22 protein-coding genes and 1 riboswitch are annotated in these 22,899 nt (G+C 38.7%); of the genes, 6 read left to right on the top strand and 16 right to left on the bottom strand.

The genetic code is table 11. The features are described 5' to 3' along the window. The first annotated feature begins 47 nt into the window (after positions 1-47). Entirely contained in the window at positions 48-1,454 is a 1,407-nt protein-coding gene (locus PSR12_RS08180) for a pyridoxal phosphate-dependent decarboxylase family protein (RefSeq protein ID WP_274772558.1), read from the top strand. 139 nt (positions 1,455-1,593) lie between these two features. Here PSR12_RS08180 and PSR12_RS08175 read toward each other — a convergent pair whose 3' ends face one another. From PSR12_RS08175 to PSR12_RS08145, 7 genes are all read right to left on the bottom strand, one after another. Beyond that, positions 1,594-2,208: an HD domain-containing protein gene (locus PSR12_RS08175; protein ID WP_274772556.1), complete on the bottom strand. Its 615-nt coding sequence runs from the start codon at positions 2,206-2,208 to the stop codon at positions 1,594-1,596. Between the two features lie 701 nt (positions 2,209-2,909). Beyond that, positions 2,910-3,953, bottom strand: coding sequence for an S-methyl thiohydantoin desulfurase domain-containing protein (locus PSR12_RS08170; RefSeq protein ID WP_274772554.1), 1,044 nt, complete (start codon positions 3,951-3,953; stop codon positions 2,910-2,912). 16 nt (positions 3,954-3,969) lie between these two features. Continuing rightward, a complete protein-coding gene (locus PSR12_RS08165) occupies positions 3,970-5,544 on the bottom strand; it encodes an OPT/YSL family transporter (RefSeq protein ID WP_221680745.1) in 1,575 nt (524 codons plus the stop codon). 22 nt (positions 5,545-5,566) lie between these two features. Further along, on the bottom strand, positions 5,567-6,319 hold the full coding sequence (locus PSR12_RS08160; protein WP_274772551.1) for an IclR family transcriptional regulator: 753 nt from the start codon (positions 6,317-6,319) through the stop codon (positions 5,567-5,569). 12 nt (positions 6,320-6,331) lie between these two features. Then, on the bottom strand, positions 6,332-8,011 hold the full coding sequence (locus PSR12_RS08155; protein ID WP_221680743.1) for a hydantoinase B/oxoprolinase family protein: 1,680 nt from the start codon (positions 8,009-8,011) through the stop codon (positions 6,332-6,334). Between the two features lie 3 nt (positions 8,012-8,014). After that, the gene (locus tag PSR12_RS08150) at positions 8,015-10,051 is read right to left on the bottom strand and encodes a hydantoinase/oxoprolinase family protein (RefSeq protein WP_274772549.1); all 2,037 of its coding nucleotides are present in this window, start codon (positions 10,049-10,051) and stop codon (positions 8,015-8,017) included. Between the two features lie 426 nt (positions 10,052-10,477). Then, positions 10,478-12,157, bottom strand: coding sequence for a formate--tetrahydrofolate ligase (locus PSR12_RS08145; protein WP_257521794.1), 1,680 nt, complete (start codon positions 12,155-12,157; stop codon positions 10,478-10,480). Between the two features lie 213 nt (positions 12,158-12,370). Here PSR12_RS08145 and PSR12_RS08140 point away from each other — a divergent pair, with 213 nt between their 5' ends. Both PSR12_RS08140 and PSR12_RS08135 read left to right on the top strand, forming a co-directional pair. Next, positions 12,371-12,571 (top strand): cold-shock protein, encoded by a 201-nt coding sequence (locus PSR12_RS08140; protein ID WP_004269397.1) that lies wholly within the window; start codon positions 12,371-12,373, stop codon positions 12,569-12,571. Between the two features lie 143 nt (positions 12,572-12,714). Further along, entirely contained in the window at positions 12,715-12,984 is a 270-nt protein-coding gene (locus PSR12_RS08135) for an amphi-Trp domain-containing protein (RefSeq protein ID WP_274772541.1), read from the top strand. A gap of 398 nt (positions 12,985-13,382) precedes the next feature. On the opposite strand, the gene PSR12_RS08130 is transcribed toward PSR12_RS08135, so the two are convergent. Next, on the bottom strand, positions 13,383-14,168 hold the full coding sequence (locus PSR12_RS08130; protein WP_221680739.1) for a VOC family protein: 786 nt from the start codon (positions 14,166-14,168) through the stop codon (positions 13,383-13,385). Positions 14,169-14,317: 149 nt separating this feature from the next. Here PSR12_RS08130 and PSR12_RS08125 point away from each other — a divergent pair, with 149 nt between their 5' ends. Beyond that, positions 14,318-14,803, top strand: coding sequence for a flavin reductase family protein (locus tag PSR12_RS08125; protein ID WP_221680738.1), 486 nt, complete (start codon positions 14,318-14,320; stop codon positions 14,801-14,803). An 89-nt stretch (positions 14,804-14,892) separates the two neighbouring features. On the opposite strand, the gene PSR12_RS08120 is transcribed toward PSR12_RS08125, so the two are convergent. From PSR12_RS08120 to PSR12_RS08100, 5 genes are all read right to left on the bottom strand, one after another. Further along, positions 14,893-15,048, bottom strand: coding sequence for a YezD family protein (locus tag PSR12_RS08120; RefSeq protein ID WP_004269393.1), 156 nt, complete (start codon positions 15,046-15,048; stop codon positions 14,893-14,895). Positions 15,049-15,118: 70 nt separating this feature from the next. Beyond that, positions 15,119-15,214: riboswitch (SAM riboswitch) on the bottom strand. A 170-nt stretch (positions 15,215-15,384) separates the two neighbouring features. Continuing rightward, positions 15,385-16,479, bottom strand: a complete 1,095-nt coding sequence (locus PSR12_RS08115; RefSeq protein WP_274772538.1) for a DUF418 domain-containing protein — start codon at positions 16,477-16,479, stop codon at positions 15,385-15,387. Continuing rightward, positions 16,463-17,065: a TetR/AcrR family transcriptional regulator gene (locus PSR12_RS08110; protein WP_274772536.1), complete on the bottom strand. Its 603-nt coding sequence runs from the start codon at positions 17,063-17,065 to the stop codon at positions 16,463-16,465. The genes PSR12_RS08115 and PSR12_RS08110 overlap by 17 nt, the downstream gene beginning before the upstream one ends. Before the next feature lie 102 nt (positions 17,066-17,167). After that, positions 17,168-17,839 (bottom strand): phosphopantothenoylcysteine decarboxylase domain-containing protein, encoded by a 672-nt coding sequence (locus tag PSR12_RS08105; RefSeq protein WP_274772534.1) that lies wholly within the window; start codon positions 17,837-17,839, stop codon positions 17,168-17,170. A 71-nt stretch (positions 17,840-17,910) separates the two neighbouring features. Further along, positions 17,911-18,792: a LysR family transcriptional regulator gene (locus PSR12_RS08100; protein ID WP_048390089.1), complete on the bottom strand. Its 882-nt coding sequence runs from the start codon at positions 18,790-18,792 to the stop codon at positions 17,911-17,913. Between the two features lie 133 nt (positions 18,793-18,925). On the opposite strand from PSR12_RS08100, the gene PSR12_RS08095 reads away from it, so the two are divergent. Further along, positions 18,926-19,825 (top strand): DMT family transporter, encoded by a 900-nt coding sequence (locus PSR12_RS08095; RefSeq protein WP_274772531.1) that lies wholly within the window; start codon positions 18,926-18,928, stop codon positions 19,823-19,825. A gap of 133 nt (positions 19,826-19,958) precedes the next feature. After that, positions 19,959-20,315, top strand: a complete 357-nt coding sequence (locus PSR12_RS08090) for a hypothetical protein (RefSeq protein WP_257521789.1) — start codon at positions 19,959-19,961, stop codon at positions 20,313-20,315. A 115-nt stretch (positions 20,316-20,430) separates the two neighbouring features. Here PSR12_RS08090 and PSR12_RS08085 read toward each other — a convergent pair whose 3' ends face one another. The 3 genes from PSR12_RS08085 to PSR12_RS08075 form a co-directional block, all read right to left on the bottom strand. Continuing rightward, entirely contained in the window at positions 20,431-20,868 is a 438-nt protein-coding gene (locus PSR12_RS08085; protein ID WP_048390084.1) for a general stress protein, read from the bottom strand. A 195-nt stretch (positions 20,869-21,063) separates the two neighbouring features. Beyond that, positions 21,064-22,205, bottom strand: a protein-coding gene (locus PSR12_RS08080) for an IS3 family transposase (RefSeq protein ID WP_257521392.1) whose coding sequence is annotated in 2 segments (ribosomal slippage) — positions 21,064-21,932 and positions 21,932-22,205 — 1,143 coding nt in all. Because the reading frame shifts where the segments join, the coding sequence is not laid out codon by codon here. Positions 22,206-22,333: 128 nt separating this feature from the next. Continuing rightward, a complete protein-coding gene (locus tag PSR12_RS08075) occupies positions 22,334-22,774 on the bottom strand; it encodes a Dps family protein (RefSeq protein WP_004269386.1) in 441 nt (146 codons plus the stop codon). Positions 22,775-22,899 lie beyond the last annotated feature (125 nt).

The following is a 22,899-nucleotide window of genomic DNA, read 5'->3' as shown; positions in this document are numbered from 1 at the left end:
TGTAGAGACAGAAATAGCTAAGTTAATATGAAGGGAAATGATGACACATGATGAACATGAAGCAAGATCAGGAAAAAATAAAAACGCTTTTAATGGATGTAGTTGACCATGCAGCCAATTTTTTTACTAATCTGGAGCATAGAGCTGTAACGAACCATTCCCCTAGCCTTCCTGCTTCGACACTTCCAGAAGTGGGTGAGGGTGCTCAGGCAACACTTCAATATTTTACAAAGCAATTTGCTGAAGGCTTAAATAGTAGTGTAGGCTCAAGATACTTGGGTTTTGTCACAGGTGGGTCTACCCCTGCTTCAATTGTTGGAGATTGGTTAGTAAGTGTTTACGATCAAAATTTATCCCATTCTAAGGGCTCTATTGCTGGTTCAATGGAACTTGCGACAATTGACATGCTAAAGGAGCTATTACTATTAAGCGATGATTATCGAGGAACATTTGTCAGTGGGGCTACGATGGCTAATTTTGTAGGACTTGCTCAAGCAAGGGAATGGATTGCACAATACTATGGAAAAAACACTGCGCTGGATGGTCTATATGGTATCCCTCCAATAAAGATTGTTAGCGGAACGCCCCACTCAAGTATTATCAAAGCAACTTCTATGCTTGGCATGGGGAGAAATTCCATTCATACTATCCTATGCCTAGAGCAGCGAGAAGCAATTGACATCATAAAATTACAGCAGTTTCTTGAAGAAAATCCACATGAACCGTGTATAGTTGTAGCAAATGCAGGAACTGTCAATACCGTTGACTTTGATGATTTACAAGCAATTGGCGAGCTAAAAAAGCGATACCCTTTCTGGCTTCATATCGATGCGGCTTTTGGTGGCTTTGCAGCCTGTTCACCAAAGTATCGTCACTTTGTTGAGGGCATGAATTATGCAGATTCTATCACAATTGACGCACATAAATGGCTGAACGTCCCTTATGATGCCGCTATGCAATTTACCCGTCATCAATCATTGCAAGCAACCGTTTTTCAAAATAATGCAGCCTATCTTGGTAGTTCCCTTGAAAATCCAGATTTCTGTGATCTTACGCCTGAAAATTCACGTCGTTTTCGTGCGCTGCCTGCTTGGTTTTCTTTACAGGCCTATGGTAAATTGGGCTACCAACAATTAATAGAAGAAAATGTATTACTCGCACAACAGCTTGGTCAAAAAATAAATGATAGTCCCTACTTTACATTGCTAGCACCTGTTCGACTGAATATCGTGTGCTTCGCGGTCAATCATGAGGCACTAACAGCTGAAATGAACCAACAATTTTTAACAACTTTAAATCAACAAGGCCAAGTATACATGACGCCAACTGTCTACAAAGGTATGCCAGCTATTCGTGCGGCTTTCAGTAATTGGCGCACTTCCCAAGCAGACCTGACAATCATTTGGGAAGCATTAACAACAGCGATATCCTCTTTTTTTAATGAATCCATCTAAGAATGGAGTAACACTTGTTGCTCCTCCAATCTATTTGATAGTCACTACAAAACTAAATCACTACCTTGCCATAGGAATGGCACTCAATAAAGAACAAAAACCGCCCTTCAAATTGAAAAGGCGGTTTTTGAGCTATGTGCTACTGACCGATTTCGTGCTTCAGTTGCTTTAAAAAACTTTCCATAAATTGATGACGTTCAAGTGCCATTTGCTTGCCCTTTTCCGTCACCATTAAATCTTTTAGCAGTAATAATTTCTCATAAAAATGAGTAACAGACGCGGTATTTTTTTGACGATATTCGGACTCTGACATATTTGTGCGTACTTCTTCTTCCTTATCATAAAGCTTGCGACCTTTTGCTCCACCATAAGCAAATGTTCTGGCAATGCCAATAGCACCAATCGCATCTAAACGATCTGCATCTCGGACGATTTTTGCTTCCAATGATGTTGCTTCTAGCTCATTCCCACCATTAAATGACACTTGAGCGATGCAATCTCGAATATGTTGCTTTTTTCCCTCGCTAACAGGTAATTCCTCAATAAGCTGTTCTTCCTTTTCCTTGCTATCGGTATACTTTTTGTCACTGACATCATGTAAAAGTACAGCTATTTTCACAACTTCTTCATCTGCTGTTGGCTCGCTATGTAGGATAGCTAATGCATTTTGATAGACACGCTCAATATGTTGAAAATCATGACTAGCATCAAATTGCTCATATATTTCACGTACTTTATTCATTAAATGATTCATAGTCTACACTCATCCTTTCCTACAAATTATACTGTATTTTATTACATAAGAGGTAATCTAGAAAAATTAAAAATCATATCTATTTCAATTGACTAATTTTTCAGAATATTGTATGATAAACGTACAGAACAGCTATCTGTTCTGTACCTCATATTTTTCAGCAATGTACAACAGCTGTGTGTTTAACAGATTTAACATTAACTTCAGCGGGCTTACAATTGAATAACCTGTTTAAAAGATGACGTGCGTATTGAAAACCTATCATCTAAACAAATAAAAGTGAACACTTTCCCTTAGAAATTCTTTGTTTAACCCGCATAGCCAAATGTACATGCCGAAAATGTGAACAACAAGTTAGTTTGTTGCATGACCAAAAGGATTTCGCCAGTTGTAGCAGAAGTGCATTGTTTTTTCATTACTGGTTGTTACCTTCTTCTAGTCAATTCCTTGATTATGTATGAACGTAGCTCCTCCCTTTATTGAAAATCGTACACGATAATTGCTTGCAGCTTGTGAATACCACGTTCGATGAGTTGTGCAAATCAGTAAGAAATTCATTTAAGCCATCAATGTATGAAGTGAAAAAGGAAGTAGGAACGATTGTGATAAAATGTATTACCATCCCGCTGAAGGACAAATAAAAGCTGCCCATCTTACATTCAAGTAGATGATGGCAGCTTTTACTGTTTTGTTTTCTTATTTCATAGAACGCCTTTGATCACTTCATCAATTTCCCGCAATAGAGCCTTGTTTTGCATGGTTGTACTTAATTTTAAGTTAGATTGGTCTACATGTATCACTGCGACATGCATTCCCTCTTTAATACTTGCACTTGGAACTGGCATCATTTTCTCTGTATCGAACGTCATGATGAGGTCTGGGAATTTGGATTGTACCTGTCCTTCCTTCGATAATGTCATATATTCATTCCAGAACGTCAGATGGTAATCACCCACTGATAATTCCCCTACATCGAAGCCATTTTCCTTTGTTAACGAATAATTTGTGACGGCACCTGATACGATGTGCACGCCATTCAAATATTGCAACACATGGGCTAACTTTTCTTCAAAGGTTTGCCCATTTAAGAAGCGATAGCCAAGTTCTATGGCCATAGTGATCGCATTTGGTGCGCCATGTTTTTGTAAATAGTCAATCGTCACAGGATTTCGAGTGACCCCTACTAGTCCGCCTGCTAATATAGAAGCTTGGCGTGCTGTCTTTGCGGTGCTGTGTAAATTTCCTTCCACAAAGCCATGGACCGCGAAGTCATCTTTTCCTCCTGCATAAAATTGTACGGATTGATATTTTTCTTGTTCATGAAGATTTAAAGAACCCATGATTCCCGTTGGATGTGCTCGTCCATTACAGGGAGCATCCACAACAGGTACATTTAATAAAACTGACTGCAACCAGCCATTGATCGTCGTGATGGCACCATTTTCATTGGTAATGATGCCCTTTAGACGTTGATTGATATGGTTGTTCATACTACGATAGCTCCAACAAAGCTGTTCATTTGAAATATATTGATCGACCGCTGATGGCGCACCTACCATTGCCACACAGGCAACTAAATCTTCTTGATCTAATTCGGTAATATCCACCATTTGAGGTTCACCTGCTGCAAAGATTTCCTCAACTAGCTTGAGTCCTTCCTCTAGGAGACCACCGCCGCCTCCGCCAAGGATTGCTCCTCCATAAACGGCCGCAATCCCATCCTCATAGGACAATACTTTTGTCATCCTTTATTCCCCCTTTCTATTTCCCTATTTTGATAATAGAAGTGAAGAAGCTATATAAAGCATCTCCGGCAATAACACCTGCTGCAAATACTGTCATTTCAGATTCTCTCTTACCTTTCGTCACATATGTGAAAATTACACGTAGTAAGATACCAACTAGGACAGCCCAACCAGCAATTGGATTGACAAGTAATAGACCTGTTGCAAATAAGATACCCATTTGACGTTTTGAACCACCGATGAGCTGAATTAATGCACCTGGAATCGCCCATATCATTAATTGTTTTGCTACATCGCCTGTAACGCCCGATTGAATTGTTGCTGCATACACATGGTTAACAGGTGCTACTAAATCCTGTGCAAAATAAGATTTATAGGATAGTAGTACTACAACTGCCGAAATTGCAAAAGCTAGCATACCAGCAATCAATTGTTGCTTGCGACCTTCTTTTTCTAATGCAACATCACTACCATTACCACGTAAAATGAAACCAGTTTTTAAGTCATAGCCCATATCCGCAAACGCTACCCCTGTAGCAGCACTATACCCTGCTAGTAATGCAAGTGCTGGCGCTGGGAAACCAATTAAAATACCAACAATCAATGTAATAAATGCCACTGCAAATGCTGGGAACCAACCCGCATGCATCGCTGCGATACCCACAATTAGCTCATGGACAAATGCAGCAATCGTTGCAAAGATGATGAATCCTATTAACATACCGAAAGACATGTGTGAAATAATACCACCTAAAATAGCGATTAATAGAGCAATGGCTAAATAAGCTATAAAACCAACACCAAATGCTTGGCGAATTTCTTTTGCATCTTTTGAATAGCTTAACTCTTCTGACTTTTTAGCCGACTTTTTATTCAATAAGGCAAAAGCTACTTGGAAAAGTGCTACAATCCCAGCACCAATCATAACGCCATGTGGAATATAGTAAGCATTTAAGTCAACATTAAATAATTGAACAGAATAGCCTCTTAATAAAAGCCCAACACCAAACATCGTCAGTGCCCAAATATTACCGATGAACGCTACCCCAAAAGCTGACATTGGAATTTTCAAAACAGATCCCACGATACCAATTAACACACCACCAATTAATACTTTTGCATTCTTACCACCTTTATCGCCCGCCTTAATGGCTTCAGCTGTTGCAATTCCCGGTGGCCAAGTACCTGCTGCTGGGAAAATCTTTGTATCGAAAAATTTATATAATAATAAAGCATCAACAAACATCGCTAAAATGACACCGATAAACAATGGTAATACTAAATTTTCATAGCCTAATACATATGGAATACCAATTGGCAACATTAAACTACTTGCTGCACTGAACGTTGCTGCCGAAATGGCTGTTTGAATAATATTTTGTCTGTGTACAGATTTAAAGGCAATTAGCTTGCCAATCGGTATTCTTCCAAGAATCATCGCAAATATTGCCCCAACGATTGATGTATTGGCAGAAATCCCTAAAGTCGTAATCAGCTGTATCCCAATAATTGCCCCCACAACAGATGTTAAGACGATCATTAGTAGAGTTACAGGCTCTAAAGCCCTTGGATGTAATACTTTATTATTCATAGTGTCAGCTCCCCTATTGTTGTTATAATTTTGAAATGTGTGATTGAATTTGCTGAGCTACTTTCACTAACTGTTCAAGCATATTTTTCTCCCTTTGATCATCTAAATCATATACTAACCCAGAAATTGTAAGAGATGCAGTGATTTCCTTTTTATAGTTAAATAACGGTACACTGATGCCAAATGCATGTTCATTATACTCCCCGACGGTAACACACCAGTTGTTTTGGCGAATTTGTTGCAGCTCTTCCTTTAATGACGCTAGGAAAGAAACCTGCTCTTCCTTCGATTGTTCCTCATGAAAGAAGGCCATTAACTCCAGCTGTCTGTCCTCCTCTAAATAAGCAAACATGACCTTACAGGAAGCACCGATGTAAAGGGGTGTCTTTGTTCCTAAAGACACCGCATACTTTACATTTTTATTACTTTCGGCTATTTTCGTTGTGACACCGTATTCATTGTCCATATAAGTAAGAAATACTGATTCATTGATTTCACTGGCAAGATTTTGCATCAATTCATAAATGGTCGAGTGAGGGTCTTTTGAATTCGATAACACATCATAAAAAAGGTACATTTTATAACCTAATTTATATTTTTTCGTGTGTTCATCCTGTATTAAATAACCTGCTTCTGTAAATGTATTAATGGTTCTTTGCACGACACTTGTCGGCAGTTTCATCATGCGTGAAATTTCACGAACACCTAATGCACTTTCTTTCGTTGCAAAGCATTCTAGTATATCCAATGAGTTTTTTAATGTCTTGACAGTCATCTATTTCTCCCTTTAAACGTTTTGATAACCGTATCGCTCTTTCGCTACATCTACAGAAATATATTCATTTAATAAATCACGTTTAATGGCCTCTGAGCTTCTTTCATGTGGAGGACCATACCCGCCGCCCGTTGCTGTCACAAGCTCAATACGGTCGCCTTTTTGCAATTCATAATTGGCAAGTACGCCCACTGGTCCAATTTTCGTTCCATCCTTTTTATGAATGATTAAATAGTTGTGAGAGCCTTCTCCACCACCATTTAAGCCGAATGGCGCGAATTGATGTCTACCTAAGTTCACAGAAACCTTTTGACCATCATGATTGACTGTATAAACGCGACGAACACCTAAGCCACCTCTAAATTGACCAGCACCAGCACCGTCACAATTTAAGCTATATTCATCAATTTGAATACCGTATTTTGTTTCTGCAATTTCAACTGGAAGATTATATGTTTCACCATCTCCCATACAGTATTGCCCGCTTTGCCCATCCTCATCATTCGCAGCTCCCCAGCCACCAACAGATGGCTCTACAATTAGGAATGACTCATCATTATCAGGATTTTTTCCAGTGAGAATAAACGTACAAACAGATTGTAAATGCCCTGCCGATAAGCGTTCTGGTAAATGCGGCGCAAGAGCTTTCCAAATGAGATCAGCTGCCCCAATACGTGCCTCAAAGTTCATAGACACAGGATGTGGACGTTTAGCGGAAACAATGGAATTGTCATCTGTGATAATCGTTAAGCGTTTAAAAACACCTTCGTTAATTACGTCAATATCGCCAAGTAATGCTAGGAACATAACGCGCACACTTGCCATTAAACCAAATTGAGAACAGTTCATTGGCACATTGACTGCAGGATGTGAGCCTCTGAAGTCACAAATAAACGCCTCATCACTAATTGTGACTTTCACTTTTATTGGATAAGGTCCACCCTTTAATGGGTCCCCTTCAATAAAATCCTCCGCATAAAATTCACCTTTAGGTAGGTGTTGAAGCTCATACTCTACAATTTTCTCACCCTTGTCCAATAATTTTTGAATGGACAATTTCACCGATTCCGCACCAAACTTCTGACAAAGCTCTGCGATTCGTTTTTCACCTGTTTTTAAGGCGGCTACTTGTGCAAACATATCACCGATTGAAAGCTCTGGTAAACGAACATTCGTAGAAATAATTTCATAGACTGCATCGTTCAACTCACCTTGATGATAAAGTTTGACACCTGGTAGCTGTAAACCTTCCTGATAGATTTCATTAGAATTACTTGTAAACGAACCCGGGTCCATGCCCCCTACCTCTGTCCAGTGTGCTTTATTGGCAGAGTACGCAATAATTTCACCGTTGTAGAAAATAGGGAGAACTAAGCCCACATCCGATAAATGTGAGCCGCCTCCAACATAAGGGTCATTGATAATAATGACATCACCTTCGTGTAGTTTTTTCCCATTATCAAACTTTTCAATTACACGCTGTACCATTGGACTTAACATCCCAATAAAACTCGTTACACCGTTTCCTTGACTAATTAAATTACCCTTGGCATCTGTTAATCCACAAGCATAGTCTAATACCTCATAGATAACTGGGCTCATAGAAGAGCGTGCTAGGGCAACAAACATCTCATCGCCTATAGCTAGCAATGAATCTTGAATAATTTCTACTGCAAAAACATCTTTTTTCATGTTTTATTTCCCCTCCATCTCTACAATCAAGTTGCCGTATTGATCAATTTCAATCGATTGCTTGTTATTGATTACGACCGTAGATGTTGGATTTTCCACAATTGCAGGACCTGTAATGACATAGCCAGGTACTAATTTTTGTTGGTCAAAGACATTGACCTCTACCCATCCTGTTCCCTTCACATATAAATTGCGTTGTGCCTTTATACATGTGGAATTGTCGATATGAGAGAAGTCTAGCTCTTTAAATTGAACCGCCTCATCTTTCCCGTAGATTGTAAGATGTAAGTTGACTAACTCAATTGGTGTAGCTGGTAAATCAAAAGAAAACTCTTGTTTATGTTTGATATGGAAGGCTTCAGCTAATGCAAGTAGCCCCTCTTCATCAAGCGTAATAGTTGATGCATTTAATTTAACGGCATGCTCTTGACCTTTGTAGCGTAAATCATAATTAATTTCAAAATAATAATGATCCTTTGATAATGGTGCATCTGCATAGGCAGTGGCAATCACTTGATCAATATTTTCTTGGATAGCCGCAAGATGGTCTTTGTCAAAGTTCATTAAACTTGTTTGAATGTAATCTTGTCGATATTCGGTCATCATCATTCCTAATGCTGAGAAGACGGATGAGCCATAAGGAATAATGACTTTTTTCATACCAAGTTCTTCTGCTAAATTAATCGCATGTAGTGGACCACCACCGCCAAATGCTACCATTGTAAAGTCTTCAGGGTCATAGCCTTTACGAATAGAGATCAGCTTCAGTGCATTTAACATATTGGAGTTTGCAATATCTAAAATACCTTGTGCTGCTTCTTCTGCTGACACATTAAATGGTTTCGCAATTGCTTCAACAAGAGCCTCCTCCACTTTGTCAATGGATACTGGGTTATCAAAGTTTTCTAAGGATAATCTTCCTAAATAAACATTGGCATCTGTAATTGTTGGCTGTGTATTCCCTAAGCCATATGCTACAGGCCCTGGATTTGCCCCAGCAGAATCTGGTCCAACCTTTAATGAGCCAAACTGATCTACACGTGCGATGGAGCCACCACCATTTCCGATTTCCACAATATCTACTACTGGTGTTTTAATTGGATAGCCCGCAAATTTTTCATTTCTTTCAATATAGTAATCTGTTGTGACATTGACTTTGCCATCTGTAATAAGCGAACATTTTGCTGTCGTCCCACCAACATCAAAAGCGATAATATTGGATTCTTTGAGAAGTTGACCTAATTTTGCAGCTCCAAACATACCTGCTACAGGACCAGATTCTACAAGATTAATCGGCAGCTCCATTGCTTTATCAAAGCTTGTAGTCCCGCCATTCGATTGCATAATTTTTAAATGGTCTGTAATGCCAATTGTGCTTAATTTCTCTTTTAGGCTTTTTAAGTAGGCATGTGCAATTGGCTTCACATAAGAATTGAGGACTGTTGTGTTTGTTCTTTCATACTCACGGTATTCTTTAATCGTTTCACTTGAAAGTGTGATATATACCTCAGGCCAAATTTTTAAAATGGCTTCTTTTAACTGTTGTTCATGAATTGGATTTTTATAGCTGTGTATGAGGGAAATGGCGATTGCCTCAACACCCAATTCCTTAAATTGATGAACGATCACGTCAACTTCCTCGGTATTAAGCGCTTTCATAATATTTCCTTTAAAGTCGATTCGCTCATCGATTTCTTGACGTAAATAACGCTCTACAAATGGTTCTGGCTTTTTATATTTAAAGTTATATAAGTCTGGTCGATTTCCACGAGCAATTTCTATAACATCACGGAAACCCTTTGTTGTAATTAACCCAACTACGCCCCCCTTTCTTTCCGTTAATGTATTGATGATAACCGTCGATCCATGAATAAATGATTCAATGAAAGAATCTTCCGTTACATGTCGCCCTAATACATTTAATATGCCATCCTCAAAGTGACCAGGTGTCGTATGTCCCTTATCAAAATGAAGATTTCCTTTTTCATCTGTAAAAACTAGGTCAGTAAAAGTACCGCCAATATCTGTTGCGATTTTCAAGACTTCATCCCTCCGTGTTCCTATTATCGGTACAGTGTTCCGAATTAGAATTAAATAAATTATATTTAAAATAAAAAGAAAATTCAATGTATTTTTTAAATAAAAATTCATTTGACAATTATCCTTCGTTGTAAAAATCCGCTCTATCTTTCCAATATCAGATAAATATTGATAAAAAATACCAAACACATTTATATAAGGAAAGTTCTCATGATTTTTTTGCAACACAAAAAAGATCCTAGTTTTCACTAGAATCTTAAAAAAATTAATATTTTCGAATTTTTACTCAAGGGGTAGATAAAGTAATCATCCTAAATTTTACTTTTATACCATATTTGAGTTGTAGACAGTTGATGATTTTGCGAACGATGTTTACCAAAATTATCAAAAAAAGCTGCCCATTTAGTTAGGCAGCTTTAATATCGTTTAGAACAATCCTACCGCATGTCCTTCATTATCGACATTCATGCGTAGAGCAGCTGGTGCTTTTGGAAGTCCTGGCATTGTCATAATATCGCCAGTTAGACAAACTAAGAAGCCTGCACCAAGCTTTGGAATAACTTCGCGAATTGTGATGGTAAAGTCTTCTGGACGACCAAGTAAACTTGGTTGGTCTGATAAAGAATACTGGGTTTTCGCCATACAAATTGGAAGAGAGTCCCAGCCGAATTTTTCGATTTGGGCAATTTGTTTTTTGGCTTGGTCTGTAAATTGTACATCTTTCCCGCCATATACCTTTTGCACAATCGTACGCACCTTTTCTTCAATCGACTCTGTTACATCATATAAAGGAGAGAAGTTGTTTTCTTCCTCTAGCACAGCTAGTACTTGCTCAGCTAAGGCTAGACCACCTTTACCGCCCTCTTCCCAGACATTTGTACGGGCAATGCGAACATGATTTTCTTGACACCAGTGCAGAACGGCTTCTAGCTCAGCCTCTGTGTCCGTGATAAAACGATTCAAGGCAATAATTGGTTCAACGCCAAATGTACGAACTGTATCTACATGTTTAGCTAAGTTCTCAATCCCTTGTAGAAGTGCTTCCACATTTTCACCGACAAGTGATGTTTTTGGAACACCACCATGCATTTTTAGGGCACGAATTGTCGCTACAATGACAACTGCGCTTGGTTTAAAGCCTCCCTTACGAGCTTTAATGTTCATGAATTTTTCAGCACCTAAATCAGAGCCGAAGCCCGCTTCTGTCACCACAATATCAGCTAGCTTACGAGCGGTTTGAGTCGCCATAATGGAATTACAGCCGTGGGCAATATTCGCAAATGGACCACCATGAATAATAGCAGGTGTTCCCTCTAATGTTTGAACTAAGTTTGGCTTGAAGGCATCTTTTAATAAAAGTGTTAAGGCACCTTCTACCTGTAAATCACGCACAAAGACAGGCTCACGCTCGAAAGTATAGCCAATCACGATACTAGCGATGCGCTCACGTAAATCCTCAATGCTTGTTGCTAAACAGAATACCGCCATAATTTCAGAGGCAACCGTAATATCAAAGCCATCCTCACGCGGCATGCCTTGAACAGGACCACCTAATCCCACCACTACCTTACGAAGGGCACGATCATTTAAGTCCATGACACGCTTCCAAATAATGCGTCGTGGATCAATGTTGAGTGTATTTCCTTGGTGGATATGATTATCAATAAATGCGGATAAAGCATTGTTAGCTGTTGTAATCGCATGAAGGTCGCCAGTGAAATGTAAATTAATATCCTCCATTGGTATAACTTGTGCGTAACCTCCGCCAGTTGCGCCACCTTTTACGCCCATGACTGGACCTAATGATGGTTCACGTAATGCGACCATCACCTTCTTATCTAATTGATGAAGGGCATCTGCCAGTCCAACAGTCACAGTCGACTTTCCTTCACCAGCAGGGGTTGGACTAATAGCTGATACTAATACTACCTTTGCATCCTCGCCCTGAGCAGTAATTTTTAATGGGTCAATCTTTGCTTTGTAGCGTCCATACTGCTCAAGAGCATCCTCTGGAATACCCGCAGCATTGGCAATTTCCGTAATAGGTTTGATCACTGCTTGACTAGCGATTTCTAAATCTGATAATGGTTGATTTTTCGTTGTCATTTGGCATCCTACTTTCTATGTTGTTCATTTCCATTATAGTCTTAATTGTGAAAAAAAAGAAAGCCAGATATACAAGCATTTCGTCAATCAATTGACATCTTTGCTCAATTCCTGTATGTTCTAAGAGAAAATGCAATTTTTTCACATTTTCACAATGAGAGCACCATTTATTTAACTTTATTTTACATTCAAGCGCATTGGAGGCGAATGCTTATGCAACAGGGGATCGTAAAGTGGTTCAATAATGAAAAAGGTTATGGCTTTATTGAATGTGATGATGGCGAAGATGTATTTGTTCATTTTACGGGCATCCAGGAGGAAGGCTTCCGTACACTTGAAGAAGGTCAAAAGGTTTCATTTGATGTTGTGGAAGGCAATCGTGGACCCCAAGCATCAAATGTTGTAAAACTATAAGCATAATGGGGCTATCCGTGTAGTTCCAGATTAGCAGCGGATTAGGAAGTGCATCGTTTTCTTCATCCGCTTTTTGTGTTGTTTTAAGCTGAATGCCCCCTCCATGCTATAATAGAAGTAACAATACGTAAGGAGGGATTTCGATGCAAAAACCAATGACTGAAGTTATTTTGAAGCATAAAGAACGACAAAGTGTAGCAGAATTTGCAACAACACTGGAAACGATTGCAAAAAAGCTTAAAGAAAATGGTGAATTCACTTTTGTTCAAGGCACAGAGCCAACAGTTGTCAGCCCAAGTGAACAGCTCAAAATCGACTACTCCTATACAAAAAAGGGCGACAAGCATTCATTTGAAATTGAATTTGATTGGTATACAGGTACAGAAACGCCGAAAAAAATGACAATTGAATAATTATTGGCAACGAAAATCCACTTCTCTGATGAAGTGGATTTTTCCATTGTTGAATAAAGATCATGTCACTAGAAAAAGACCTTTTAGAAAAGTGATGGGTGACAGCACCTCTCGATAAAATGAGTAGTGAACACCTTTGCTAAAAAGTGAGTGGATTGTAGCGATAGCGGAGGAAGCGGCTCGCCCACAGGAAAGCAAGTAGCCTGCATTAGAAATTCTATGGATATTTTTGTTTTCAACACTATGTAAAGTGGCTGGGTCAAAAGTGTTTCAGCCAACAAAAATACCGAACTATCCACTGAAATGCTCACGAAGTGTTTTGGAATAGTTCGGTTTTTCTAGTTGTCATGTTTTGTTAATTTAGAGATTATTTAGCTTATGTTCCAGCCTTTTTCTCATTATCGATTTATCCAATAAAAAGCACCAGGACAAACTAATGTTTCCTTTGTTCGTTTAGGATCCTTTAATGTCACACCAAATGGTCCCTCTTTGACATGGCCAAGTGTCATTGCCATCGCACTCTCTTCCTCATAGAAATCTAAACGCATATTCGGTAGCTGTAGTGACATATACTGCTCATACTGCGTAGGCACTGGTAGCTGTAACACCTCTTGCCACAGTTTTACTGTTGCCTGCATGTCCTTGACGTAGAATTGGACGGATTCCATCGTGATAGCCTGTTTTACATCAATGGCACCACTTGCCTTTAATTGAACCAAACGCTCTTCATTTTCCTCCGCCCATTCAATTAAAAATGGAAAATCAATTGGCAGATCTGGCTTACCAAAATGCAGTAGCTTCCATTCTACCACCGTGCCATCTGGTCTTGTTCTGCTACATGCATCTGGTCCATATACTTCATAGCCCAATGCTCGCAAGCGTCGACCCTCTTCGTCAATATTTTTTGTGCGCAGAGCAATTCGAGAAAATCCCTGGCGCTCTTGATCACGTTTAAACGTATAATGTAGGGAATATGGGTATTGTGCCGCTTGCTCAAATAAATCACGATCATAGATAGCAATTTGTTCAATGTAGCTTAAGCCAAAGTAGCTTAACGTATTATAAGTCCCCCACATCGTGTGCTGCCCACCATTCACTGTATGGACATTTCGTTTATTGAAGAAAACCTTTATATTTTCTGGTGACTCCACTTGATGAACCAGATGATCAAAATATAAAGTCATGGCCATTCCCCTTTCTTTCCCCATTACCTTTACCTGTATGTTTGATTAGTTTAAAATTTACTCAAGAAAAGGAGTTACTAGTAGGATATGAAAAAAAGTTTCGTTTACCTACAAACTCCGTTCACTAATTTCATAAAGAGGTGATTTGAATGACAGATTTAGTAGCTGCTTTTAAATTGGCATTAGGTAATTATCCTACAGGCGTAACAGTTGTCACGACATGTCATGACACAAAACCGATTGGCTTAACCGTCAATTCCTTTGCATCTGTTTCAATCGACCCGCTCCTTATTTTGTGGTCACTCGATAAAAAATCTCAGCTCCATCCCTATTTCACGACTGCGCCAAATTTTGCGGTCAATATTTTAGCGAGTGATCAAGAGCATTTATGTACACTATTTGCTAGTAAAATCCCTGATCGCTTTGCACAAGCATCATGGTCAACTTCCTCTTTAGGACTACCGATTTTACATGATACCGCAGCTAATTTACAATGTAAAACATTTCAGCAAATCGATGCTGGCGACCATACCATTTTTATTGGGCAGGTCGTAGACATTACAAATGCTCAAAAAGAGCCTTTGCTGTATCATCGCCGTCATATCGGTCCCATACCAAAAAGCTTTTATAGCTAGCCTTTACACAAAAAAAGGCCACTTGTAAGCACAGGAAATCCTTCATGCTTATAGGTGGCCGTTTGACATAAGTTCTACTGAAATCATTGTTATTTTTTCTGCGGAAATCTCTGCTTTTCAAGCCTATTAATTTGCACAATCACACCATCTTGAATCGTAATATGCACTTCACCAAATTCAAGATTTTGAATCGCCTTCGCAATTGCCTCTAGTTTCTTATCATCTACTTTTACTGACTGAGCCATACGATACACCCCTTCTTTTTTATCCTTATTGTTCATAAAGAGGCCAACGCATCAAACTGATTGATAGCCCCTCCTATCTCTCAGACACCATCTGTTGGATTTGGCACCTGTTTTTCGGTTGCCGAGGCTTCATTGGGCCAAGTCCCTCCACCTCTCTTGATAAGAGTACTGCGTTTCTTGAAAATAATTCTATAATTCTGCTATAGGAATGTCAATACAAAATATTAGAAAACCTAGCTGAATACTATGCAATATGTCGTTTAGATTAAAAGACTCCCTTTACCTAAAGTATTTTATGCCTAGTCAGTGAGAAATAGATGGCAATCCATTAATTTATTACAAGCTCCATTTCCTCATCATGAATTCAAGTGGGCCTCGATGATGTTTAGCCCTCCACCATACAGAAACAACGACACATCCTAAAAAATAACAGCAGGCATACAGCATGGAAAAAGCAAGTGTTTGGTTCTCCAGCCTTTGGCAAACAATTAGTATTCCAATGCCTATAACAACATGGCCAACATAATGCGTTAAAGACATTTGTCCTGTTAATATGAAAGATTGAATTACTTTATTTTTACATGTCTCTACAAGATAGATGGAGCCCACGATGATGACAATAGCCGAAGCCGAATTAGATAGGACATACATCACATTCGGTGGAATCGGTCCTGTATCAAATAAATACAATGCACTCTCTACATCTAATAAATGAATGGTTGTCAGCTTAATGAATAACCTTGAACAAGCCTCAGTCATGATAACTAGCAATAAACCTGTCACCAGTAAGTTTTTTCTTAATGTATGATTTGTTAAATCTAATGTGCCCATTACCATACCTATCAGAAAGAAGCAAATCCAGGGGAATAGAGGGTGATAGCCATTAAACATCAAATTTCTTATAAATCCTGCTGGTGTCCAAAAATCAAGATACTCTAGTAACACATATGTTGGATGCCAACCAGCAAGGTAACTAAATTGAATTTGGAGCCATTGTGAAAGGATAAGGATGGCACCAATTATGAAGATCATCATTTTCTTGGATTGGGCAATCAACCAAGCAGCAACAAACATATACACGCCATAATAATGTAATATATCTCCCGTCCAGCCGATCGCATACAATATTATCCCTATCGTAAATAACAAAAGCGCCCTCTTCCACAAAGTAAGTCGATTCTGACGAAGAAGGATTGGGTCCTTACTCTCTCTAGCTTGACGAGTCATGAAGGCTGTCCCTATCCCTGCTAGCATGACAAATACGGCCGAAGCACGTCCCTCGAAAAGATGTTGGAAGGCAATTAACCATCTTGAACCATTCGTTGTAGAACCTGTTATGACGCCAAAATTGACAATGAACATGCCAAGCATGGCGAGAGCTCTTGCAAAATCAAGACCTTCAATGCGCCGATCATTATTTCCCTTTATCATTTTTGCCCCCTTGAATAACGCTATGTACTGCCTCCTTCCAAATAGCCCGATAGTTCAATTGGTTGCCTGTTAACATGAAATTACCGATATTATCATAGACCAGGGCTAGCATCTGGGCCTTCGCTTCTAGATGGGGAGTATCCTCTAGCACTCCTAGCTGTACGCCATATCGTAGGATAGCAACAAAGCTGGTTAAAAAGCTGGTTTCTAGCTCTACTAATTGTCTTTTATAGTTTTCATCGCGAGCTGCTAATAGTACATATTGATTAAATATTTTATTAAAATAAGGGTCCTTGTCCTGTGCCTCAATAGAATTATAGCCTAGCTTAAGTAATTCCTCCTTAAAATTAGCGGAAGAAAGCTCTTTATAATCCACAGCGACATCATGTTGAATTTCTTTATATAATTCATCAAATATGAAAGCAATTAATTGATCTTTTGATTGAAAATAATAGTAAATGGCTGGTTTTGAAATACCGACCTCTGTAGCAATCATTGCTAAGCTTGTTTTTTCAAACCCATTTTCCGCAAACATCCCATAAGCAATTTCTATAATCTTTTGAAAAGTTTGTTCTTTATTTCCCATTATTACCCTCCTTTTTTACCGACCGTTAAGTAAATATTATAGGATCCTATCCTTTTAGACAAGAAAAAACTGTGTAGAAATGTTTCTCTACACAGTTCACATTTATTGATTTTGTAAATACAACATTAAAGCTTCTGCTGTTTTTTGCTTGCCCATTACTTTAAGAGGCTGTCCATCAGCAGGTACAATCCAATGAGGTTCATCCCCCCCATATAAAGACTGAGAGCTATTTGCTACCATAAATTGAGCATTGGCTGTTTCCATACGCAGTCTGGCACGAGCTAACAAAAATTCCTCATCATTAGTTGCTTCGAGCTTAAAGCCTACTAACGTTACATTCGGTTGCCATCCCTTAATTTGACCTAATACTTTTGGCGCTTTTTTAAAATGAATAATAGGTGGTTCGTCAGAAGGCATTTTCCCCGTTTCCTCCATTAAATTACCTGATTGATCATACACTTTGTCAATGACCCAATCAGAGCCAGCAGCCGCCATAATGACGATGTCGACATGTTGTTGAACTGCATGACGCACCTTTTGTCCTAAATCCTCTATACCTTCAAATTGTATCAATGTCATATCATTTTGGTTTTCTGGGAGCTGTGCAAAGTAACCATGCATGTAAACTACGTTAGCGCCAGCAGACAGCGCCGCCTCTGCTAAATAACACCCCATTGTGCCTTTTGATAAATTCGTATGACCTCGTACACGATCCCATTTTTCAAGTGTTCCCCCACTTGTAATGAGTACGGTTTTGCCCTGTAATGTCCCCATACACTCACCTATTTTCTGAAATATATACAAATACTATTTTAACGTAATGTAAGGATAGGCTTCAATAGCCACTATTTTAGGGAGCTGTTTTGTTCTTTTAGCCAAGCACTTAATATCTCTGCAAATTTCTTTGTGACTGGCGAAGCATGGTGTTTCATGGCAATACCAATCGTTCGGTAGCCACCTTGCTTTAACGGAATCGCTCTCAATGTTGGCGGTAAATTTTGAATAACCAACTGAGGTAATATACTGATCCCTAAATGATGAGAAATCATGGAAAGAATCCCTACCTCCTCAGAAAGCTCAAAGCGGATATTCGGCTTGACATGATATTGCTCTAATAGCACCTTGACATCATTTGTCCCTTTATAGGAAGTCATGATAAATGGCATATCCTCTAAATCTACGATATCAATTTCTGTCTTATCAAACAATGGACTTTTATCCGAAACAATACATAATAATGGGTCTTGTTGGAGCTCAGTGAACTGATATTGCTCTGACTTTTGACCATTCAAAAACCCTGCTTCTACTTCACCACTTAAGAGCCATTGTTCAATTTCATAGTAATCTCCCTCTCGTAACTCCACCTGTATCCCTGGAAATTGATTATCCATAATCCGAACAATTTCTGGCATCCAATTGGAAGAAATACTCGATATCACACCAATTCGAACCTTACCTCTTGTCACGCCATGAATGTGAGCTGCTTCCTGTTGCAATAATTCCTGAGCATCCAAAACCTGACGCATTGCCCTTAGCATTGTTTGTCCCTCACTCGTTAATGTCACACCCACACGACTTCGATGAATGAGCGCAAAGCCAAACTCTTTTTCTAAACTCGACACGGCATGACTCACAGCAGATTGTGTTAACCCTAGCGCATCAGCTGCTTTTGTAAAGCTTGCCACCTCTGCCACCTTTGTTAAAATCTCATATTTAACTAAGCTCATCCGCAATCCCTCTATATACATGAATTTTTTTAATCCTATTCATTATAAACATTCGTTTTACTAATCACAACACAAGATATATAGTAATTTTTAGTATAAAACTGTTTTAGTACACAGATGGTAGGTGAACATAATGAGTATCCAAGGAAAAGCAAATGTATTGATGGTTATTGTCACAATGTTTTGGGGGCTCTCTTATACCTTTATGGTCATGGGGCTAGAAACGTTGGCAGTTTATAATGTGGTGGCATTACGTTGTATCATCGCATTTTTCGTAGCAGGACTTATTTTTTACAAACGGATGATCAAAGTAAATGGTAAAACATTAAAATATGCGGCTATTCAAGGATTTTTATTATTCATTGTGTTCGCGTTAAGTTTATTTGGTTTACAATCTACTTCTGTTTCAAATGCTGGCTTCATCTTGAGCCTAACGGTCGTGTTAGTGCCGATTTTCAGCAGCTTTATTGAAAAAAAATTACCTTCTCGAGCAGTTAGCTTTGCGATCATTTGTACCATGATTGGTATTACCGTCTTAACAGCACACGGCTCATTCACTTTCCATAAAGGTGATTTATTAGTAGCGATTGCTGCATTATGTTATTCAATTTATTTACTTTTAAATAGCTCATTTACACGAAATGTAGAGTCCATTTCATACGGAATTTATCAGCTTGGCTTTGCTGGTATTTATGCACTTGTGTTAACGTTTCTATTCGAAACACCAACATTGCCAAATTCAGCAATATCCTGGATTGCTATTTTAGGGCTTGGCATCATCTGTAGTGCGTTTTGCTTTGTTGGTCAAACTGTTGCACAACAGTATACTTCTGCTACACATACAGGTCTTATATTCTCCTTAGAACCAATTTTTGCCGCTATGTTTGCCATGATGTTTATCGGAGAAGGCATAACAATGAAATTAATAATTGGTGGCAGCTTCATTCTTATAGGGAATTTAGTAGCACAATTAGAGCATTTCCATGTACTACGTTTTATGAAAAAGGATGCACAGGAAAAAGTCATACAATAAGATAGTGTATTTGAATAAAAAAGGAAGCTTAGAGTTATTTCTCAAGCTTCCTTTTACTATGTATTGAATTTATAGCACGATTACTTGTAAAATAGTATAATTTTTACAGAACGAAAATAAAGGAGATTCATACATGCAAATTCAAACCTTACATACAACACATTATTTACCAACCAAGGACAATCAACCGATTCAAACACAAAACTTACTGGATTTAATGAGACATGTGGATGACCGTGAAGTGGAAGACGAAAAAAAGAGCAAATCGAAAATTGAGGTCAGACACGAAAATGGCTATGTACGTCAATACCTTGTCAAACCAACAGGACAAAGGGTTCTCCTCATGGAAACTAAACAAAGTCCTGACATTGGGGAATCTACTAAATTACAAGACCTGTTTTCGCAACCTTTTAAAAAGAAAACAAGTGATCCTATTCTTTCAATACTAAATGCGAAGAATAACATTTCTAAATATAAAGATGGCATTTAAAAAACTGCCCTTCTTTTCAAGAAACGCTAGAAAAAATAATAGACAAAGTCGAAAGAATCGACTTTGTCTATATTCAAACGATTGAGAAATAGTCATATCTCGCTAGTTTGACTCATTATAAAAATCTTCTATATTGCTCTGCCTCTGCCATACGCTGTTGATTTCTTAAACGCTCCTCTTGCTCTTCAGCAGTCTCTGGATATGTTTGGAGTGTATCAACATCATCCTCATGTTCTGCGTATAAGACAATACTTCCTTGTTCTACAAGATGCGCATAGTAAGCGATTTGTCCCTCAGACAGATTAAATCGTTTTAAACCCTCTGTAACGGCTGAGTCGCCTGTAAACCAAGATTTAAATTGGTCTACCCAATTTCCAGCCTCATGCGTTTGCACATCGGCATCCCATTTTACATCCTCAAACTGTTGGGGATCTCTCGCAATAATATGAATATCGTCTTGGTGATAACCTTCCATTCGCATATTCTCTAAAATGTGAAGCATTTCATCCCTTGTATGGGCCACCTCAATTTTTGGATTTTGTTCATTCATCATGTTCAATTCCTCCTATGTTGTATGGCTTACTAGGTAATTACCCGCTCTACACACAAACAAACCCTTTTTACTAAACTGTAATAATTGTTAAATTGCCTTAAACTATGTTGCTGATTTGACATAACGCGTTGGGCAGAAAAAAAGCATGCTGGAGAGGCACTGACTGTCGTTTTTGAGACAGTAAGAAAACACCTTTTAAACAGCCAGTTGCCGGTATTTAACGGGCGACTGGTTGTTTAGTTTCGTTTGAATACGGATATTGTTATAATAAGTAATATAATCTTCGACGATTTGTTTTACACATGCATTCGTTGTGCTGTGTATGCCGTCAAGGTAGAACGTTTCTGACTTTAGCGAGGAGTGAAACGTTTCGATTGGGGAATTATCTGCGGGCGTGCCTTTACGAGACATGCTCATGGTAATTCCTTTTTCTTTTACTGCTTTTTGATAGTCATACGATGTATATACAGAGCCTTGATCACTATGCAAGGTAACCCTTTCTGGAAGATGGTGGAGTTGATGAAGCGTATCTAAGACAAAGTTCGTATCTTGAACAGGACCAATTGTATACGCAATAATTTCACCGTTAAACAAATCCATAATGCTTGAAAGATACAACACAGATTGTCCAAAAGGCAAGTAAGTAATATCTGTTACGAGCTTCTGTAAGGGCTGGTCTGCGTGAAAATCTCGAGCCAATTTATTATCAGCTATTTGTGCGGGCTGCCCTGTACGTTTTCGTTTCTTCACTTTTACACGACATGACCAATTATATTTTTGCATCACACGTTGGATTGTCTTTTCGCTAATACCTGAGAAAAACGTAGCGATTTTGCGATAACCATAACGAAATTGATGGGCTGCACAAACTTTTCCGATTGCTTGATCACGCAACTCTTTTTTAGAGATTTTCCCCAGTTCTTTTTTCCAACGATAATAGGTAGCGCGTGAAACCCCTAGGAATTCACAAATTGTCTGAATAGGCATCTGTCCCTTCAATTCTTCAACAGCCTCTACAAGTACTTGTCCAACCACTTCCTTTCCAATTCTTCGTACTTTTTTAGCACTTCAATTTGTTGTTTTAAATAACGATTTTCAGCTTGTAAACGAGCTTCTTCTGATGCATGTTCAGGCCCTTTTCCATAAGCGTACTGTTTCCCCACAGGTTGGTGTAATCGATGTATTTCTCCCTTGCGATACCACCACATCCATGTTTTCAATTGTGTTTTATTTTTAATCTTTAATTCTTCTAATACCTGTTTGACCGGGATTCCTGCTAATCTCATTTCAATTGCTTTCATTTTTATTTCTATTGGATAGCTTACTCTTGTTCCCATAGAAAAAACACCTCCGTTGATTGTTTGGTATGCTTATACCCGTTTTTCAACGAAAGGTGTTTTTATTTGTCTCACTTTTCTAGGTCAGTTCGAGAGAATGTCTTCTCCAGCATGCAAATTGTCAATGTTTACTTGTCAAGAAAGGCTTTTAACATCCATGTATGCTTTTCAAGAGACTGATACATGGCATTGAGTAAATCCTCTGTACGGTCGTCTCCTTCTTCTGCGGCTAGCTCCATTGTAGAATTTAATGCTTTCATCAGCTTTTGGAAATCTGAGATTGTCGTTGCAACCATGTCCTCTGTCGTTTCTTCACCTGTTGCTTCCTCTACATAGGATAGCTCTAGATGCTCTTTTAATGTTGCCACTGGCTTGCCATCCTTTGATAAAATACGCTCTGCTATTTCATCTAAATTCAATGTTGTTTCATTATATAGCTCTTCAAATTTTGCATGCAGTGTAAAGAAGGCTGGACCTGTGACATACCAATGATAATTGTGTAGCTTTGTATAAAGCACAGACCATGTCGCCACTAACTTATTTAATTGTTTGTTTAAGTTTTGTGCCATAATCAATTTCTCCTCCAATATGTCTTGTTCTAGCCATTAGTATGAGTCATAAAAGATGTTGGCTATACACTCATTGTTCCCGACCGACAATATTTCAAACATCCTTCATGAGAAACGATTTAGAG

Source organism: Lysinibacillus sp. G01H (genome assembly GCF_028872195.1).
Taxonomy (GTDB): Bacteria; Bacillota; Bacilli; order Bacillales_A; family Planococcaceae; genus Lysinibacillus; species Lysinibacillus capsici.
Note: the sequence above shows the minus strand (reverse complement) of the source record. Positions and strands in the feature narration are given on the sequence as shown.

What these genes read in the sequence shown, in the direction of transcription:
- PSR12_RS08085 (WP_048390084.1), bottom strand. Translation starts at nt 20,868, where the DNA reads ATGATGAATGAACAAAATCCAAAAATTGAGGTGGCCCATACAAGGGAT.
- PSR12_RS08135 (WP_274772541.1), top strand. Translation starts at nt 12,715, where the DNA reads ATGCAAAAACCAATGACTGAAGTTATTTTGAAGCATAAAGAACGACAA.
- PSR12_RS08160 (WP_274772551.1), bottom strand. Translation starts at nt 6,319, where the DNA reads ATGACTGTCAAGACATTAAAAAACTCATTGGATATACTAGAATGCTTT.
- PSR12_RS08170 (WP_274772554.1), bottom strand. Translation starts at nt 3,953, where the DNA reads ATGACAAAAGTATTGTCCTATGAGGATGGGATTGCGGCCGTTTATGGA.
- PSR12_RS08140 (WP_004269397.1), top strand. Translation starts at nt 12,371, where the DNA reads ATGCAACAGGGGATCGTAAAGTGGTTCAATAATGAAAAAGGTTATGGC.
- PSR12_RS08175 (WP_274772556.1), bottom strand. Translation starts at nt 2,208, where the DNA reads ATGAATCATTTAATGAATAAAGTACGTGAAATATATGAGCAATTTGAT.
- PSR12_RS08110 (WP_274772536.1), bottom strand. Translation starts at nt 17,065, where the DNA reads ATGGGAAATAAAGAACAAACTTTTCAAAAGATTATAGAAATTGCTTAT.
- PSR12_RS08115 (WP_274772538.1), bottom strand. Translation starts at nt 16,479, where the DNA reads ATGATAAAGGGAAATAATGATCGGCGCATTGAAGGTCTTGATTTTGCA.
- PSR12_RS08165 (WP_221680745.1), bottom strand. Translation starts at nt 5,544, where the DNA reads ATGAATAATAAAGTATTACATCCAAGGGCTTTAGAGCCTGTAACTCTA.
- PSR12_RS08125 (WP_221680738.1), top strand. Translation starts at nt 14,318, where the DNA reads ATGACAGATTTAGTAGCTGCTTTTAAATTGGCATTAGGTAATTATCCT.
- PSR12_RS08090 (WP_257521789.1), top strand. Translation starts at nt 19,959, where the DNA reads ATGCAAATTCAAACCTTACATACAACACATTATTTACCAACCAAGGAC.
- PSR12_RS08130 (WP_221680739.1), bottom strand. Translation starts at nt 14,168, where the DNA reads ATGACTTTATATTTTGATCATCTGGTTCATCAAGTGGAGTCACCAGAA.
- PSR12_RS08075 (WP_004269386.1), bottom strand. Translation starts at nt 22,774, where the DNA reads ATGGCACAAAACTTAAACAAACAATTAAATAAGTTAGTGGCGACATGG.
- PSR12_RS08155 (WP_221680743.1), bottom strand. Translation starts at nt 8,011, where the DNA reads ATGAAAAAAGATGTTTTTGCAGTAGAAATTATTCAAGATTCATTGCTA.
- PSR12_RS08145 (WP_257521794.1), bottom strand. Translation starts at nt 12,157, where the DNA reads ATGACAACGAAAAATCAACCATTATCAGATTTAGAAATCGCTAGTCAA.
- PSR12_RS08100 (WP_048390089.1), bottom strand. Translation starts at nt 18,792, where the DNA reads ATGAGCTTAGTTAAATATGAGATTTTAACAAAGGTGGCAGAGGTGGCA.
- PSR12_RS08120 (WP_004269393.1), bottom strand. Translation starts at nt 15,048, where the DNA reads ATGGCTCAGTCAGTAAAAGTAGATGATAAGAAACTAGAGGCAATTGCG.
- PSR12_RS08180 (WP_274772558.1), top strand. Translation starts at nt 48, where the DNA reads ATGATGAACATGAAGCAAGATCAGGAAAAAATAAAAACGCTTTTAATG.
- PSR12_RS08105 (WP_274772534.1), bottom strand. Translation starts at nt 17,839, where the DNA reads ATGGGGACATTACAGGGCAAAACCGTACTCATTACAAGTGGGGGAACA.
- PSR12_RS08095 (WP_274772531.1), top strand. Translation starts at nt 18,926, where the DNA reads ATGAGTATCCAAGGAAAAGCAAATGTATTGATGGTTATTGTCACAATG.